13 protein-coding genes and 3 pseudogenes are annotated in these 14,812 nt (G+C 67.6%); 4 read left to right on the top strand and 12 right to left on the bottom strand.

Features of this window, described 5'->3' with window-relative positions:
- Positions 1-227 precede the first annotated feature (227 nt).
- Complete coding sequence (locus GE300_RS12085) at positions 228-1,739, bottom strand: multicopper oxidase family protein (protein ID WP_154446824.1); 1,512 nt, start codon at positions 1,737-1,739, stop codon at positions 228-230.
- A gap of 22 nt (positions 1,740-1,761) precedes the next feature.
- Positions 1,762-4,200, bottom strand: a complete 2,439-nt coding sequence (locus GE300_RS12080) for a heavy metal translocating P-type ATPase (protein ID WP_154446823.1) — start codon at positions 4,198-4,200, stop codon at positions 1,762-1,764.
- A 634-nt stretch (positions 4,201-4,834) separates the two neighbouring features.
- Between GE300_RS12080 and cueR the strand changes: the two genes are divergently transcribed.
- A complete protein-coding gene (gene cueR / locus GE300_RS12075) occupies positions 4,835-5,284 on the top strand; it encodes a Cu(I)-responsive transcriptional regulator (protein WP_154446822.1) in 450 nt (149 codons plus the stop codon).
- A 122-nt stretch (positions 5,285-5,406) separates the two neighbouring features.
- Here cueR and GE300_RS12070 read toward each other — a convergent pair whose 3' ends face one another.
- From GE300_RS12070 to GE300_RS12050, 4 genes and pseudogenes are all read right to left on the bottom strand, one after another.
- On the bottom strand, positions 5,407-5,742 hold the full coding sequence (locus GE300_RS12070) for a hypothetical protein (protein WP_154446821.1): 336 nt from the start codon (positions 5,740-5,742) through the stop codon (positions 5,407-5,409).
- The gene (locus GE300_RS12065) at positions 5,697-6,668 is read right to left on the bottom strand and encodes an MFS transporter (protein WP_154446820.1); all 972 of its coding nucleotides are present in this window, start codon (positions 6,666-6,668) and stop codon (positions 5,697-5,699) included. Before GE300_RS12065 ends, GE300_RS12070 begins: the two co-directional genes overlap by 46 nt.
- Positions 6,665-6,916: a glutaredoxin family protein gene (locus tag GE300_RS12060; protein WP_154446819.1), complete on the bottom strand. Its 252-nt coding sequence runs from the start codon at positions 6,914-6,916 to the stop codon at positions 6,665-6,667. Before GE300_RS12060 ends, GE300_RS12065 begins: the two co-directional genes overlap by 4 nt.
- Before the next feature lie 73 nt (positions 6,917-6,989).
- Positions 6,990-9,523 (bottom strand): annotated as a pseudogene (locus tag GE300_RS12050) (heavy metal translocating P-type ATPase).
- 183 nt (positions 9,524-9,706) lie between these two features.
- Between GE300_RS12050 and GE300_RS12045 the strand changes: the two are divergent.
- Together GE300_RS12045 and wrbA are read left to right on the top strand one after the other, a co-directional pair.
- On the top strand, positions 9,707-9,907 hold the full coding sequence (locus GE300_RS12045) for a heavy-metal-associated domain-containing protein (RefSeq protein ID WP_154446817.1): 201 nt from the start codon (positions 9,707-9,709) through the stop codon (positions 9,905-9,907).
- Positions 9,908-9,923: 16 nt separating this feature from the next.
- Positions 9,924-10,550, top strand: coding sequence for an NAD(P)H:quinone oxidoreductase (gene wrbA, locus GE300_RS12040; protein WP_154446816.1), 627 nt, complete (start codon positions 9,924-9,926; stop codon positions 10,548-10,550).
- A gap of 124 nt (positions 10,551-10,674) precedes the next feature.
- Here wrbA and GE300_RS23560 read toward each other — a convergent pair whose 3' ends face one another.
- The 3 genes and pseudogenes from GE300_RS23560 to GE300_RS22980 form a co-directional block, all read right to left on the bottom strand.
- Complete coding sequence (locus GE300_RS23560) at positions 10,675-10,809, bottom strand: hypothetical protein (protein ID WP_267905440.1); 135 nt, start codon at positions 10,807-10,809, stop codon at positions 10,675-10,677.
- A 257-nt stretch (positions 10,810-11,066) separates the two neighbouring features.
- Entirely contained in the window at positions 11,067-11,234 is a 168-nt protein-coding gene (locus tag GE300_RS12035) for a hypothetical protein (RefSeq protein WP_154446815.1), read from the bottom strand.
- A 101-nt stretch (positions 11,235-11,335) separates the two neighbouring features.
- Positions 11,336-11,681: pseudogene (locus tag GE300_RS22980) on the bottom strand (IS3 family transposase); the annotation flags it as partial.
- A 53-nt stretch (positions 11,682-11,734) separates the two neighbouring features.
- Between GE300_RS22980 and GE300_RS12030 the strand changes: the two are divergent.
- On the top strand, positions 11,735-11,989 hold the full coding sequence (locus tag GE300_RS12030) for a hypothetical protein (RefSeq protein WP_154446814.1): 255 nt from the start codon (positions 11,735-11,737) through the stop codon (positions 11,987-11,989).
- Between the two features lie 193 nt (positions 11,990-12,182).
- Here the strand turns inward: GE300_RS12030 and nanR are convergent, their stop codons facing one another.
- The 3 genes and pseudogenes from nanR to GE300_RS12015 all read right to left on the bottom strand — a co-directional run bounded on the left by nanR (position 12,183) and on the right by GE300_RS12015 (position 14,798).
- Positions 12,183-12,920 (bottom strand): transcriptional regulator NanR, encoded by a 738-nt coding sequence (gene nanR, locus GE300_RS12025; RefSeq protein WP_154446813.1) that lies wholly within the window; start codon positions 12,918-12,920, stop codon positions 12,183-12,185.
- A gap of 92 nt (positions 12,921-13,012) precedes the next feature.
- Positions 13,013-14,286, bottom strand: a pseudogene (locus GE300_RS12020) (TRAP transporter large permease).
- A complete protein-coding gene (locus tag GE300_RS12015) occupies positions 14,283-14,798 on the bottom strand; it encodes a TRAP transporter small permease (protein ID WP_154446812.1) in 516 nt (171 codons plus the stop codon). Before GE300_RS12015 ends, GE300_RS12020 begins: the two are co-directional and overlap by 4 nt.
- Between the last annotated feature and the right edge of the window lie 14 nt (positions 14,799-14,812).

Genomic DNA, 14,812 nt, shown 5'->3' with positions numbered 1-14,812 from the left:
CTTGCAGGTGGACCGCAACGATTCGTGCGGATGACAAGCGTCTTCGGCTCTCCCAGCGTCGGAGGGTCAATGCGGCTCCCAGCGTGTCGGGGTTGGCGGTTTCGGCTTCGTGATCGCGGAAATCCGTGACCCGCCCGGGCCCCGAGACCCGCAGCCGCGGAATCGACGCGGCCCCGTTGCCGGGGCCGGTCTTCGGTCGGATAGGCGGGGCGCTGCAGGGGCGGCGTTCAGGCCGATGCGACGTCCAGCTCCGTCATCATTCCCGTCGCCATGTGCGCCATGTGGTGGCAATGCAGCATCCAGGGCGCCGCCTCGCCGGCGTCGAAGGCGAGCGTCACGCTGCCCATCGGCGGCACATGCACCGTGTCGCGCAAGGCGCCCGAGATCCGGGTCCCGTTGACCGCCACGACCTGGAACACGTGGCCGTGCAGGTGCATCGGATGCGCCATCATCGACATGTTGTGGAACGTCATCTCCACCCGCTCGCCCGCCCGCGCCGCGATCGGGGTGTGACTGCCCCAGAGCTGGCCGTTGATGGTCCATTCGTAGGGCGCCATCTGTCCGCCCAGCATCACCATGTGGGTGCGGTCGGCGGGGCGCGGCGGCAATGGGTGCCGGGCACGCAGCGCCAGCTCCTGCGCCGTATCGCCGGAATAGGCGGGGTGCGGTGCCTCCGCCAGCCCGGCGATCCGGCGCACCTCCGCCCCCGCCGGGGCGAGGACCAGCCCGGTGCGCTGCGGCGCGCCCTCGCGCAGGGCAAGCACCGGCAGCGCGGTGCCATCCGCAGGCATGGTCAGCGCGATATCCAGCCGCTGGCCCTGTGCGAGCCCGAACCGGCCGCCGGCGAGCGGTTGCACCGGGTCGCCGTCGACCGCGACCAGGCGCGCGGGATGGCCGCCGAGGTCGATCCAGAACGCGGTCATCGACGATGCATTTATGACCCGCAGCAGCACCTTGCCGCCGCGCTCGACCCGGACCGTCTCGGGGTCGTCGAGGGTGCGGTCGTTGGCGAGATAGGCGTCGAATTCGTAGTCGTTCAGGTCCATCGCCATGCCGCCCTCGCGGCCGCCTTGGCCGCCTTGGCCGCCATGCGCCATCGGCGCGGGCGCCGGGTTCGTATCGGCGCCGTGAAGACCGGTGATCCGGCGGTTTCCGTCCGCGTGGCTGCCCTGCTGCACCTCACCGTGCGGCATCGCCGCGCCGCCGGTGATCTCGGCCAGCACCTCCTCGCCCGACTTGAACGAGAAGTCGTGCAGGAACAGCACCACCTCCTGCCGGTCGGCGCGCAGATCGGCCGCACCACGCACGATCAGCGGTGCAGCGAGCAGGTCGATCTCCTGCGCGGGGATGTGCGAATGCATCCAGAAGGTGCCGGGGCGCGGCGCGAAGTCGAACCGGCGGCGCGCGCCCGGGGCGAGCATCGGGTTGGTGTTCGATACGCCGTCCTGGGCGTTGGGCGGCACCTGACCGTGCCAGTGGATGATGGTCTCGACGTCGAGATCGTTGGCCAGGTGGATGCGGAACGGCTCGCCCGGATCCAGCGTCAGGCCGGGACGGCCGGTCACATCGACCAGCCCCATGACGCTGGCGGCCCGGCCACCGACCTCGATGGTTCGGCGGGTGGCCGAGAGAAGCCGAGCCTCGCCGGCCCGGACCTGGGCCGGCGGGAGGGACAGCGCTGCGGAGGCGCCGATGGCAGCCGAGCCGCAGAGAAAGCCACGACGGGAAAGGGGTGACATATGGGGTGACTCCAGAAGGGGTTCAAAGATCGAGCCGGCGCAGCCGAAGCGCGTTGGCGATGACCGAAACCGAGGACAGCGACATCGCCGCCGCGGCGATCATCGGCGACAGCAACAGGCCGAACACCGGGTAGAGCAAGCCCGCCGCGATCGGCACGCCCGCAGCGTTGTAGACGAAGGCGAAGAACAGGTTCTGCTTTATGTTGCGCAGCGTCGCCTTGGCAAGTTTGCGGGCACGCACGATGCCGGTTAGGTCGCCGCCCAGAAGCGTCAGGCCCGCGCTTTCCACCGCCACGTCGGCGCCGGTGCCCATCGCGATGCCGACGTCCGCCGCCGCCAGCGCCGGCGCGTCGTTGACGCCGTCGCCGGCCATCGCGACGCCGTGTCCCTTGGCGCGCAGCTCGTCGATCAGGGCCTTCTTGTCGGCCGGCAGCACCCCGGCACGCACCTCGTCGATGCCGAGCCGCTTCGCCACCGCTTCGGCGGTGCGCCGGTTGTCCCCGGTCGCCATGATGACCCTGAGACCTTGGTCGTGCAGCGCGCGGATCGCGGCCTCGGTGGTCTTCTTGATCGGGTCGGCCACCGCCACCAGCCCGGCGAGGGTGCCGTCCACGGCGACGAACATCGCTGTCTTGCCCTCGGTGCGCAGTGCGTCCGCGGTGCTCTCGGCATCGTCGATCGCGACCGAGCCCGCCTGCATCAGCGCGGCATTGCCCAGTTCGACCCGCCGGTCGCCGACCCGGCCGGTGACGCCCTTGCCGGTGACGGCCTCGAAATCGGCGGCCTTGTCCAGCGCCACGCCCCGCGCCTTCGCGCCGGCGACGATGGCCTCGGCCAGCGGATGCTCGGAGCCGCGCTCCAGCGTGGCGGCGAGGCGCAGAACCTCGTCCTCGGACGCATCGCCCAGGGCCACCACGTCGGTCAGCTTCGGCTTGCCCTCGGTCAGGGTGCCGGTCTTGTCCACCACCAGCGTGTCGACCCGCGCCATCCGCTCCAGCGCCTCGGCGTCCTTGATCAGCACGCCCGCCTGCGCCCCGCGGCCCGCGGCCGTGGTGATCGAGATCGGCGTGGCGAGGCCCAGCGCACAAGGACAGGCGATGATCAGCACCGACACCGCCGAGGCAACGGCGAAGACCAGCGCCGGGTTCGGCGCGAGCAGCAGCCAGACCACGAAGGCGGCGATGGCGATCAGCACCACCGTGGGGACGAACACCGCCGACACCTTGTCGGCCAGTCCCTGGATCGGCGCGCGCGAGCGCCGCGCGCCCGCCACCATCTCGACGATCTGCGCCAGCACGGTGTCGGCGCCGACCTGGGTGGCGCGGATCGCCAGCGTGCCGTTCTTGTTGATCGTGCCGCCGGTGACCCGGTCGCCTGCGGTCTTCTCCACCGGCACCGGCTCCCCGGTCAGCATCGATTCGTCCACCGACGACCGACCCTCGACCACTTCGCCATCGACCGGCACGCTGTCGCCCGGCCGGACGCGCAGAAGGTCGCCCTCGACGATGTTCTCCAGCGGCGCGTCGTATTCGCTGCCGTCGGGCAGGATCCTTCGCGCGGTCTTCGGCGCAAGGTCCATCAGCGCGCGGATCGCGTCGCCGGTGCGCTCGCGGGCCCGCAGCTCCAGAACCTGGCCGACGAAGATCAGCGTGACGATGACCACGGCGGCCTCGTAGTAGGTGCCGACGGTGCCGTGGCCCATTCGGTAGGCGTCCGGGAATACCCCCGGAAGGAACGTCGCCACCAGCGAGTAGAGATAGGCCGCGCCGACGCCAAGCGAGATCAGCGTCCACATGTTGGGCGAGCGGTTCTGGATCGACTCCCAGCCACGCCGGAAGAACGGCAGCGCCGCCCAGAGCACGATCGGCGTCGCCAGCAGGAACTCGAGATAGGCGGCGGCCTGTTGCCCGATCCAGTCGCGCACCGGCAGGGCCACCATCTCGCCCATGGCCAGGATCACCAGCGGCACCGAGGCGGCGGCGCTGACCCACATGCGGCGGGTGAAATCCGCCAGCTCCTCGCTGGGTTCGTCCGTGGGCAGCATCGGCTCCAGCGCCATGCCGCAGATCGGGCACGACCCGGGGCCGTCCTTCACGATCTCGGGGTGCATCGGGCAGGTCCACCGGGTGCCCGCCGCGACCGCCTGCTTCGCCTTCGCGGCGTTGCCGGAGGCGTAGAAATGCGGGTCGGCGGCGAACGTCGTCTCGCAGCCCTCGGAGCAGAAATAGAAGGTCTCGCCGCCGTGCTCGCGCGACCGCGCCTCGGGCTTGATCGTGACCGTCATCCCGCAGACCGGGTCGAGAGCCTGAGCCGAGGCGACCTCCGGCGGATTGCCGGACGAGCCGTGGTGCGCGTGCGAGGTGCAGGCGTGGCCGTGATGGGAGTGGGAGTCGAAGTCGAAGTCGGAGTGGGAGTGGGAGTGGGAGTGGGAGTCGGAGTGGGAGTGGGAAAGCGCAGACATTTCGGCCTCCTGCCAATGATCCCGCGCAAACTGGACCCTCCAGTCATTGGAATGTCAAGACGATTCGTGCGGGGACCTGCCGACTGGCCGGACTCCAGGTCCGCCCGGCCCGCTGGGGCGCCGGTGGCGCGGCGGCACCCGACCGGGCGCCGCCTTGGTTCGTCAGGCCTCTCCCCGCGTCATCACCGCAGGACCAACGGGCGCGGTAGCCCACTGCCAGGCCCGCTTCGAGCGCGAACAGAGGTGATCCGCGTCGATCTTCCCTGCCGCCGTTTCCCGGTCTGCCGGTGCGGGCACGGATTGCCAGTTGACCCTGCCAGCCCGGGACGCCGCAGAGTCGATTCCCTGAACGGCCAACCGGAGGACACGCAATGGCCCCGAGACGTAACACCAGGCAACTCGCATCAAAGATGATCCCGAACCTGCATCCAGGCCGGTGGCTGGGACTGCCAGATATCGACGGAACCGAGATGGAAGACCTTGTTCTTCCGGCGAAGCGTCGCCGCTGGAGATGAGTCACGAACCTCGGGCGGGTTCGCGTGCGCGAGGATTTTACTTGACCTTCCCATGATGGGAGACCGCAATTTCCCGTGCATTCACCGCGGGCGAGCCGCCCGGAATGTCGGAGGGAAAAATGAACATCGGCGACGCTGCCAAAGCGACCGGGATTTCGGTCAAGATGCTGAGGTACTACGAGGAAATCGGCCTCGTCCGCCCCGCGAACCGCACCTATTCCGGGTATCGCGTCTACGGCGAAAAGGACATCGCCACGCTTCGATTCGTCGGCCGGGCGCGCGATCTGGGATTCCAGGTGAAGCAGATCGCGGCACTTCTGGACCTCTGGCGCGACCAGAGCCGGTCCAGCGCGGACGTGAAGTCGCTCGCCCTCGCACATGTGGCCGACCTCGAGCAGCGCCGGCGCCAACTTGACGAGATGATTGCCGCGATCGGCCACCTCGCACACAATTGCCACGGCGGCGATCGGCCGGACTGCCCGATCCTGACGACGCTGGGCTCTGAATCGCCCGCCAAGGTGGCGCGCATGCCGAAACGCGCACGAACGGGCTTCGCAGCAGTCGCCTGATCGGTTTTCTGCTCTGCGCGTGCCGGTCGCAAATCCGGCCTGCGCGCCTTCGGATCCTTTGTCCGGCCAGACCATTCATGGTGGACCCGGCCGCGGAAGCCCGCGGCCGGGTTTTCTGCCGTCTACCGCAGAAGCCCGGCGCCGCTCGCACAGGCGCAGCGGCAGAGCCTGTCGAGGCTGTCGATCGCGTCCGGTGACGGCTGGTGCGGACCTTCCCGGGCCATCGCGGGCAGCGCGATCGCGGCGGCGTCGAGCGGACCGAAAAAGGCAAGCGCCAGGCCGGCGGCGGTGCCAAGCTGTGCCTGCACCGCGCCCAGCCCCAGGTAGAGCACCCCGGTCATGGCGGCGGCAAGGCCGAAGATCATCCCCGCGGCGGCGGCACCGGTCCGCGGCGCAAGGTCGGCCACCACCATCAGCGGCGTGGCGGCATGGCCCAGCACCCCGGCCAGGGACAGCACGACGGAGAACGCGATCCCGCCCGGCACCGTGAACAGCACCGAGACCGAAACCGGAACGCTGCCGACCAGGACCGCCGCAAGCAGAGGCCGGCGCGGCAGCCGCGCGGCCAGCAGCCCGACGCCGACGCCGCCCACCGCGGACGCCATCGAATAGAGGCCGATCGTGCGGCCCAGCATCGGCTCGGTCGGTCGAGGTTGTGACGCTCGACCAGCAGCAACGGCAGGCCGTTCAGCATGGCAGTCGCCGGAAGGAAGGCGAAGGCGGCCGCCAGGGTCAGCAGGCCGACGCGCCCGGCGATCAGCGAGTTCTCGAACCGCGGGGCGGGCGCGCCCTTGGCCGGGGCGGGCTTTTTCTCGCGCGGCAGCAGGGCGAGGATCGCCAGGGCAGCGAGCAGCCCCGGTGCCGCCAGCACCACCGGCAGCAGGCTGCCGGATTGCGCCCGCGCCGCGCCCGGCAGCACAGGCCCGGCGGCGTAGCCCAGCATCCCGGCGGCGCTGAACAGGGCCACGGCACGCTCCGGCGTGACCCGGCCGCGCCGTACCAGCAGGCTGCCGGAAGGGTGGATCGCCGCCGAACCCAGCTCGGCTGCGGCGGTCAGGGCGAAGAGGTACGCCGGCTGCGGCGCCATGGCCCGCGGGCTCATCAGCAGCGCGCTGAGCGCGACGCTGAAGGCGGCGACCGTCCGCGCCCCGACCCGGTCGGCAAGCAGGCCGAGCAGCGGCCCGGGAAGCGACGCGGAAATTGCGAAGATCGCCACGAGGAACGCCAGCGCCGCCTCGTCCAGTCCCAGATGCAGATAATACACCGGCAGCAGCGCCGGCAGGAAGCCGGCATAGGCGTCGTTCGCCGCATGGGCCAGGCTGCCGACGATCAGCGGCGCGCGGCCGGCGGTGCCGGCACCGCCGCCGGCGATGGTTGGCGTCATGCGACCGGCTCCTGCAAGCGGGCTTCGATCGGCGGTTTCTGGTCTTCGAAGGTGCCGTAGACGAACCAGTCGCCGATTTGCGTGATCGGTGCGACGCGGACACCGAAGCGCCGCCTGGCCTCGTCCAGCACGTCGGGATCGGAGAGGTCGCGCTCGGCATAGGCCACGCCCCTGGCGGCGAGCCAGGCTTTCAGCGTGCGGCAGTCGGGGCAGGTCGGAACGGAGTAGACGGTGACTTGCGGGGTCATGGAGCGATTTCCTTGTGCGAGATATTGGGCGAGCGGCCTTCCCCGCGCGGGGCGGAGAAGGCGGGTTCGGACGTCAGACAGGTGTCGACCGGCCGGACGGCGCTTCGGCCATCGGCGCGCGGAAGCGGCGCAGCCGCAGCGCGTTGCCCAGCACGAACACCGAGGACAGCGCCATTGCCGCCGCGGCGAAAACCGGCGACAGCAGCAGACCGAACACGAGGTAAAGGGCGCCGGCGGCGACCGGGATCAGCGCGGTGTTGTAGGCGAAGGCCCAGAACAGGTTCTGCCGGATGTTGCGCATCGTCGCCCGGCTGAGCGCGATGGCGTTGGGCACCCCCCGGAGGTTGCCGGACATCAGCACCACGTCAGCGGCCTCGATCGCGACGTCGGTTCCGGTGCCTATGGCAAGCCCGACATCGGCCTCCGCCAGCGCCGGAGCGTCGTTGATGCCGTCGCCGACGAAGGCGACCGGGCCGAGCGCCTTTAGCCGCCTGACCGCCGCGACCTTGCCGTCGGGAAGCACATCGGCCACCACCTCGTCGATGCCGAGACGTCGGGCTATGGCGTCAGCCGTGCGGCTGTTGTCTCCGGTCACCATCGCCACCTTCAGGCCCAGCGCATGCAAGGCCCGGATCGCGTCCGGCGTCGTCTTTCACCGGATCGGCGACCGCGACGATGGCCGCGAGCCGGCCGTCGATGGCGGCGTAGAGCGGCGATTTGCCCTGATCCGCAAGACGCATGGCGCTATCGGCAAAGGGCGCCGCACCCAACCCCGGGTGGGTGCGGCCCGCGGCCACCCCGCACGCCGACATCCTGGCCGAGTTGCGCCATGAATCGGTCGGCGCCGATCTCGACCCGCCGTCCGCCGGCAGTGGCGGTGACGCCAAAGCCGGTGACGTTGTCGAAGCCGGACACTTCCGGCAAGGTCAGCCCTTCCGAGACGGCGGCCTCGACGATGGCACGGGCGATCGGGTGCTCCGACTTCGCCTCCACCGCCGCGACAAGCGCCAGCACCTCGGCCCGGTCGAATCCCGGCGCCAGTTCGAGGTCGGTCAGACGGGGTTTGCCCTCGGTCAGCGTTCCGGTCTTGTCCAGCGCGACTACCCGCGCGTCCTGCAGGGCCTGTAGCGCATCGCCGCGACGGAACAGAACGCCCATCTCCGCGCCCCGCCCGGTGCCGACCATGATCGAAGTGGGCGTGGCCAGCCCCATCGCGCAGGGGCAGGCGATGATCAGCACCGCGACTCCGGTGACGAGTCCGAAGGTCAGCGCCGGTTCCGGCCCGAACAGCAGCCAGACCGCGACTGTCAGCGCCGCGACCGCCATGACGGTGGGCACGAACCACATTGTGATCCGGTCGACCAGCCCCTGGATCGGCAGTTTCGAGCCCTGCGCCTCTTCGACCATACGGATGATCTGGGCCAGCATGGTGTCGCCGCCGACCGCAGTGGCACGCAGCGTGAAGGCGCCGGTCTGGTTGACCGTGCCGCCGGTCACCTGGCTTCCCGTGGCCTTCTGCACCGGGATCGACTCGCCGGTGATCATGCTCTCGTCGATCCAGCTCGTGCCGTCCACGACTTCACCGTCGACCGGTACGCGTTCGCCGGGACGCACCTCGACGATGTCACCGCGCACCATTTCGGTCAGGTCGATCTCGACGGTTTCGCCGGCGCGCCGCACCCGGGCGACCTTGGCCTGCAGCCCGACCAGACGCTTGATCGCTTCCGACGTGCGGCCCTTGGCGCGCGCCTCGAGCAGGCGGCCGGCGAGGATCAGGGTGACGATCACCGCCGCGGCCTCGTAGTAGACATTGACCGTGCCCACCGGCAGCAGCCCCGGCGCGAAGGTCGCAACGAGCGAGAAGGCGTAGGCCGCCAGCGTGCCGACAGCGACGAGGCTGTTCATGTCGGGCGTGCGGCGGGCCAGCATCGGCAGCCCCTTGAGGTAGAAGCGGCGGCCAGGGACCGCCAGGACCAGTGTCGTCAGCACGAACTGGACCAGCCAGCTGGCCTGCATCCCGATCGTGGAGGTGATCAGCATGTGGATGGCGGGGACGAGGTGGCTTCCCATTTCGAGCGCGAAGACCGGGACCGTCAGCGCCGTGGCAAGTGCGAGGTCGCGCTGCAGCGCCGCGCGCTCCGCCTCCTTGCGCGCGGCGTCCGCATCGGTGGCGCCGCTCGTCCGCTGCACCGTTCGCGCCGGATAGCCGACGCCCTCGGCGGCCTCGATCAGCGCGGCAATGTCGGCCGCCCCGGTGACGGTGGCCCGTTCCGTGGCGAGATTGACCGCCGCCGAGGTCACGCCCGGCACAGCGGCCAGCGCGCGCTCGACCCGCCCGACGCAGGAGGCACAGGTCATGCCCTCTATAGCCAGTTCGACGGCCGGACCGGAGACCGGATACCCCGTCTCCTCGACCGCCCGAACCAGATCCCGGCGCGTCGCCGGTGCGGTGAAACGGACCTCGGCGCGCTCCGTCGCCAGGTTGACGCTGGCTGAAATTACTCCCGGCAGCCTTGTCAGCGCGCGCTCGACGCGGCCGACGCAGGAGGCGCAGGTTATTCCCTCGATCGGCAGCAATGCCGTCTCGGCAGGAAAGTTCGCTGGCATGTTCATGTGATTCCCCTCGGATTTCCGGTGATGGGACCACAGATGCGGTCTCCCATCCTGGGAGGGTCAAGAGCATGCCCGCGGCGCCGGCGGAACGTCGGATACAACGTTTCGATAGCTCTTGACCCTCCCACGCTCGGAGGCGTCACGACTCGGGGCGCCAATCAGTCAAGGAGGCGACGAATGCGATTTTACATCGAGAAGATGGGCTGCTCGGGCTGCGCCCGAAGCGTGACCAGGGCGATCCTGACGCTGGATCCCGACGCCATCGTCAAGGCCGACCCTGAGAACCGGAGGCTGAACGTCGAGGCCATGGCAACCCGCACCGAGATCGAAGCGGCTCTGGCCGAAGCCGGGTTTCCGGCGCGCGCCGAGGCCTCATAGGAACAGAGGAAGAAAAATGACAAGAGTTCTGGTACTTTACCATTCCAGCTGGGGTCACGTTCGCGCGTTGGCCGAGGCCGAGGCGGAAGGCGCGCTGAGCGTGCCCGGCACGGTCGTCGACCTGCGCCGGGTGCCGGAGACCGCATCGGAGTCGGCGCGCAGGGCGCAGGGGTTCATCGACGACGACACGCCCCAGGCCAAGCCCGCTGACCTGGAGAGCTACGACGCGGTGATCTTCGGAACACCCGCCCGTTTCGGCCTGATGTCGGGGCCGATGAAGCTGTTCTTCGACCGGCTGGGCAACCTGTGGTCACGGAACGCTCTGGTCGGCAAGGTGGGCGCGGTGTTCGCCTCCTCCGGCACGCAGCACGGCGGACACGAGGCGGCGCTGCTGTCGACCCAGATCGCATTGATGCATCTCGGGATGGTGGTCGTCGGAATGCCCTACAGCTTTGCCGGCCAGTCCGCCAGCGAGGGTATCGTGGGCGGCTCCCCCTACGGGGCCGGCACGGTGGCCGGGGGCGACGGCGAGCTTTCGCCGAACGCGACCGATCTCGCAGGCGCGCGGTTCCAGGGCGCACACGTGGTGCGGATCGCTGCGCGGTTGGCACTGCAAGGCGGCGCCGCGGTTCGGGCCGCCTGAGCGGGGGCCGGCGGCAAGGTTTGATCGCCCACCGTTCAATCTGCCGGACGGTGGGTGATGTCAGACGAAATCGAACTCGAAACGCTAAGCTGAAATGGCAGCAGGATCACCGGGCAGAATGGCACTACATCGCCCCGGGCAGCCGCTGCAAGGATTTCTCAAGTGCAGGATCGCGCGCATCGTCCACATGGGAGCAATTGCGGATGACAAAGGCGATGATCTCGGAGAGTTGCGGGATCGGGGTGAGGTCGCCGCTCATGGCAGCCTCCCGCTTTTACAGCCATCCGACGGAGATCGCCTCGCAGGTTCAGCCAAGCCCGCCGGTCGCTTGGTGTCCGCGGGGAAGTGATGCGTTTTCCCATTCGGCAGTATCAGCTTTCCGTGTCGCTTGCCCGACGCGAGCCGAGCACCATTCCAGAGTTCTGTTTTATCAGGCGATCAATTTTTAATCAGTTGCGTAGGTCATGTTGGTCTAGACGGGTAGGGACGGCGGAAGATCCGCCATCCCAGTTAGCCTCACTTCTTGGTGGTCGTCTTTCCTGCGTGTTTGGCCGCGCTCTTTTGCGCGCGAGCAGCGAAGCTGCCCTTGGGCGTCTTCCCTCCGGTCTTGGCTGCCTGCGCCGACTGGATGCGAGCAGCGGCAGAGCTGGTCATGGGGGTCGATTTGGACTTCGATTTGGACAAGGTGATCTCCCTTCTTTGCAAGGTGGAACTGGGATGCCATGAACAATCTCGTGCATCGTCACCGAAAGTAGGGACATCAGTTTCGATCCTTGCAGCGGGGAGAGCCGGTAGCGCGTCTTCCAATTGATCTCCCGGCCTTCGCGCTTCGGCAGGATTCTGAAGCGCAGTGCGGTACCCGCCGGTCGCTTCGAGCGGCGCCGATAGATCCCGGCCGGCGCACAGGCCCGCCGTTGCGAGCAGCTCTTCACATTCATCGCCCGGTCCACGGCGGCCCTCCCCGAACCGGGCCTTGGACGTTTCTTCCGTGCATCTCTTTCAGCGTGGCAACGTCCATCATCTGCTTGGCCAGTATTTCTTGAGCTTAGCGTTCCCGGCCTCCGGTGCCTTCAGTCGCCTGGCGTCAGCGACCTCCACGCCGCCGTACTCGCGCCGCCAGTCGTCGAAGCTGACCCCGCATCGAGGAGGTTTCAGGGGAGCGGGTCAAATGGAATGCTTGGCACATGAAATCGCGCAGGAAGCACCCGACCATCACGCAGCGCGATTTTCGAAGCGATATGAAAGGCTTTGTCCCATCTTGCTTCCACAATGCTTCCGCGGGCGGCGGAAACACGAACGCCGCCCCGGAGGGCGGCGCTCAGGCGTTTAATGACGCGGTAGAATTTGGTTACTGGGGCTCGCAACCACCGTTGTCGAACGGAGTTGAAGTGCAAGTTCACGCTCTGAAAAAGAAGTCATTGCAGGCCTCTGTGGCATAATGTTCGGTTCCTGGTGCTCGCAGGTAACCTGATTGGCGTCTGTTTCCGGTCCAATTGAAATCACCAGAGAAAGGGCAGCCGAAATTCGTCTTTGAACACTTTGCGGAATGCTGCAGCACAGCGCGCCGATGCTGACCTTGATTAACCGCGCGCCATGGCCGTGGCACCCATGGCGAACGCGCGTGGGGAAGCGTCAGGATCTCTCCGTCTTCACGGTGTACAGCGGATCCGACCTGCCCAGATGGTCTTCGATAAGCCGGACGGCGCCATCGGCGTCGCGCTTTGCCAACAATGCGACGAGCGTGGCGTGTTCCTTGAGCGTCGTCTGCTCGCGTCCTTCCCAATGCAGGAGCGGTTTGTAGTAGGCGAAGAGCCACGACAGCATGGCCTGGGTCACGGTTTCCAGCAATGGATTGCCCGTCACCCGTGCAAGGCCGACGTGAAACGCGATGTCGGCTTTGACAAAGGGTTTGTCCTGGCCGAGCACTGCGCGCTGCGCCTGCACCAGGTCGTTCAGCGTTTCGACGTCGGCGTCGGTGCATTTTTCGGCGGCAATCCTGACCGTCCCGACTTCGAGGATGACACGCAACTGCTTGAGGTGTTCGAGGTTTGCGGGCTGAGAGGACAGCATCAACTTGGCGATGTCCTCGATCTGGGACACTGCCGTGCTGGCAGTCAGTTCCTTCACCCGGCTGCGTTCGCCGTGAGAGATCGAGATCACTCCCTTGTTGGCCAGCATGTGCAGCGCCTCGCGCACCGCCGGCCGGCCGACTCCGAACTGCTCCATCAGGACCCGCTCCGAAGGCAGGGTGTCGCCCGGGGCCAGCTCTCGGTCCTCGATCAGTTGCCACAACCGATCGAACACCTGGTCCGCAAGCTTCTGTTTCTGGATCGGACGATTGATTGACAGGTGGGGCTGTTCGGTTGGCATGACGAAGTCCTGATTGAATTCCGGATCATGCCTCAAACTGGTATGATGAGGCAATAACTTGCCTCATCATGTAGGGTTTTATCGCTGCGGCATCAATTGATGACGTCGCGCAGGAACAGCGAGACCTGCGGCACATAGGTGATGACCAGCAGCGCCGTGATCATGGTGGTAACCGGGATGATCAGCGTCTTGAACATCCGCTGGACGGGGATTTCGGCCACCTGTGCGGCGGCGAAGAGGTTCACGCCCAGGGGCGGTGTGAACATGCCGAGCGCGAGGTTGACCACGACGATGACCCCGAAGTGCACCGGGTCGATGCCGAAGGCGATCGCCACCGGGGTCAGGATCGGCGCGAGCACGAGGATCGCGGCGGCGGTCTCGATGAACATGCCGATGCAGAACAACAGCACGTTGATCGCCAGCAGGAAGGTCCAGGCCGAGGTGAAGGTCTCCTGCGCCCAGGCGCCGATGGCGGTGGGCATGCCGGACAGCGAGATCAGGACGCTGAACAATGCCGCCGCCGAGATGATCAGCATCACCGCGCCCGATGTCACCGCCGCGCCGCGGAACAGGTCGGGCAGGTCGCTGGGCTTCATTTCCTTGTAGACGAAAAGCCCCAGCACCAGCGCGTAGAAGACAGAGACCGCGGCGGCCTCGGTCGGCGTGAAGATGCCGCCATAGATGCCACCGATGATGATGACCGGCATCAGCAGTGCCCAGAAGGCGTGCAGGAAGGAGCTCACCATCGGCTTGCGATCGTCGCCGTCATTCTTGCCGTAGCCCTGGGTGCGGCACCAGATCTGGACCATTATGACCAGCGCCGCCGACACCAGAAGTCCCGGCCCGAGACCGGCGATGAACAGCTGGGTGATGGACGTCTCGGTGGAAACCGCGAACAGGATCAGCGGCACCGAGGGCGGGATGATCACGCCCAGCTCGGCCGATGAGGCCTGGATCGAGGCGGCCATGTTGACCGGGTAGCCGTGCCTCACCATCGCCGGGATCAGGATCGAGCCGATGGCGAAGGTGGTGGCCACGGACGACCCGGAGATGGCGGCGAAGATCATGCAGGCCAGCACCGCGGTCGAGCCCAGCCCGCCCTGCATGCCCCCACCAGCGACTTCGCGAAATCCACCAGCCGGTGCGAGATGCCGCCCTTGGTCATCAGGTTGCCGGCGAGGATGAAGAAGGGCACGGCCATCAGCGGAAAGCTGTCCAGCCCGGTGAACATCTTCTGCGGCACCACCAGAAGCGGCAGGTTCGAGAAGAAGGTGATGCCGAAGATCGAGGCCAGCGCGATGGCGATCGCCACCGGTACCGAAATGGTAAGCAGGAAGATGAGGGAAAGGGCGAGTGCCGCGTTCATTCCAGCGTCTCCTTGTCGATATCCCGGTCAAGCTGGCGAAGATGGCCTTGCTCGGCCTCAAGATGCGACAGGAACAATCCGGGAAGGGCCAGCAGCGCACCCACGGGCAGGGCCGCATAGAACCAGGCGGTCGAGACACTGATCATCGGCACGGTCTGGTCGACCACGCGCAGGGTCATCCGGTAGCCGTACCAGATCAGCACCAGCAGGAAGATCGCGGTCAGGGTCGTGACCACGCGGATCACCCAGACCTGAAGTTTCGCGGGCAGCGCCTCGCGGATCACGTCGATGGGGATCATGCGCCCCAGCCGGATCGCCGGGCCGCAGGCCAGAAACACCATCCAGATGATCACCGCGCGGGCAAGGACTTCGGTCCATGTCGCGGAATGGCCGATCACGAAGCGGGTGATGACCTGGTAGAAGACCAGCACCGAGGCGAGCGCGAGAAGCGCCGCGCTGATGTTGTGAATGAGTCCGGTAAAGCTGCCGGACAGGCGCATCAAGGGTGACATCGGGGTTCCTCCTC

This window comes from Halovulum marinum (genome assembly GCF_009697225.1).
GTDB lineage: Bacteria > Pseudomonadota > Alphaproteobacteria > Rhodobacterales > Rhodobacteraceae > Halovulum > Halovulum marinum.
The sequence above is the reverse complement of the archived record's forward strand: the minus strand, read 5'-3'. Positions and strand labels throughout refer to the sequence as shown.

Bases quoted from the DNA above. Each gene is read 5' to 3' on its own strand.
- GE300_RS12015 (WP_154446812.1), bottom strand. From the start codon at position 14,798: ATGTCACCCTTGATGCGCCTGTCCGGCAGCTTTACCGGACTCATTCAC.
- nanR (WP_154446813.1), bottom strand. From the start codon at position 12,920: ATGCCAACCGAACAGCCCCACCTGTCAATCAATCGTCCGATCCAGAAA.
- GE300_RS23560 (WP_267905440.1), bottom strand. From the start codon at position 10,809: ATGAGCGGCGACCTCACCCCGATCCCGCAACTCTCCGAGATCATCGCC.
- GE300_RS12060 (WP_154446819.1), bottom strand. From the start codon at position 6,916: ATGACCCCGCAAGTCACCGTCTACTCCGTTCCGACCTGCCCCGACTGC.
- cueR (WP_154446822.1), top strand. From the start codon at position 4,835: ATGAACATCGGCGACGCTGCCAAAGCGACCGGGATTTCGGTCAAGATG.
- GE300_RS12085 (WP_154446824.1), bottom strand. From the start codon at position 1,739: ATGTCACCCCTTTCCCGTCGTGGCTTTCTCTGCGGCTCGGCTGCCATC.
- GE300_RS12065 (WP_154446820.1), bottom strand. From the start codon at position 6,668: ATGACGCCAACCATCGCCGGCGGCGGTGCCGGCACCGCCGGCCGCGCG.
- GE300_RS12080 (WP_154446823.1), bottom strand. From the start codon at position 4,200: ATGTCTGCGCTTTCCCACTCCCACTCCGACTCCCACTCCCACTCCCAC.
- GE300_RS12045 (WP_154446817.1), top strand. From the start codon at position 9,707: ATGCGATTTTACATCGAGAAGATGGGCTGCTCGGGCTGCGCCCGAAGC.
- GE300_RS12030 (WP_154446814.1), top strand. From the start codon at position 11,735: ATGAAATCGCGCAGGAAGCACCCGACCATCACGCAGCGCGATTTTCGA.
- wrbA (WP_154446816.1), top strand. From the start codon at position 9,924: ATGACAAGAGTTCTGGTACTTTACCATTCCAGCTGGGGTCACGTTCGC.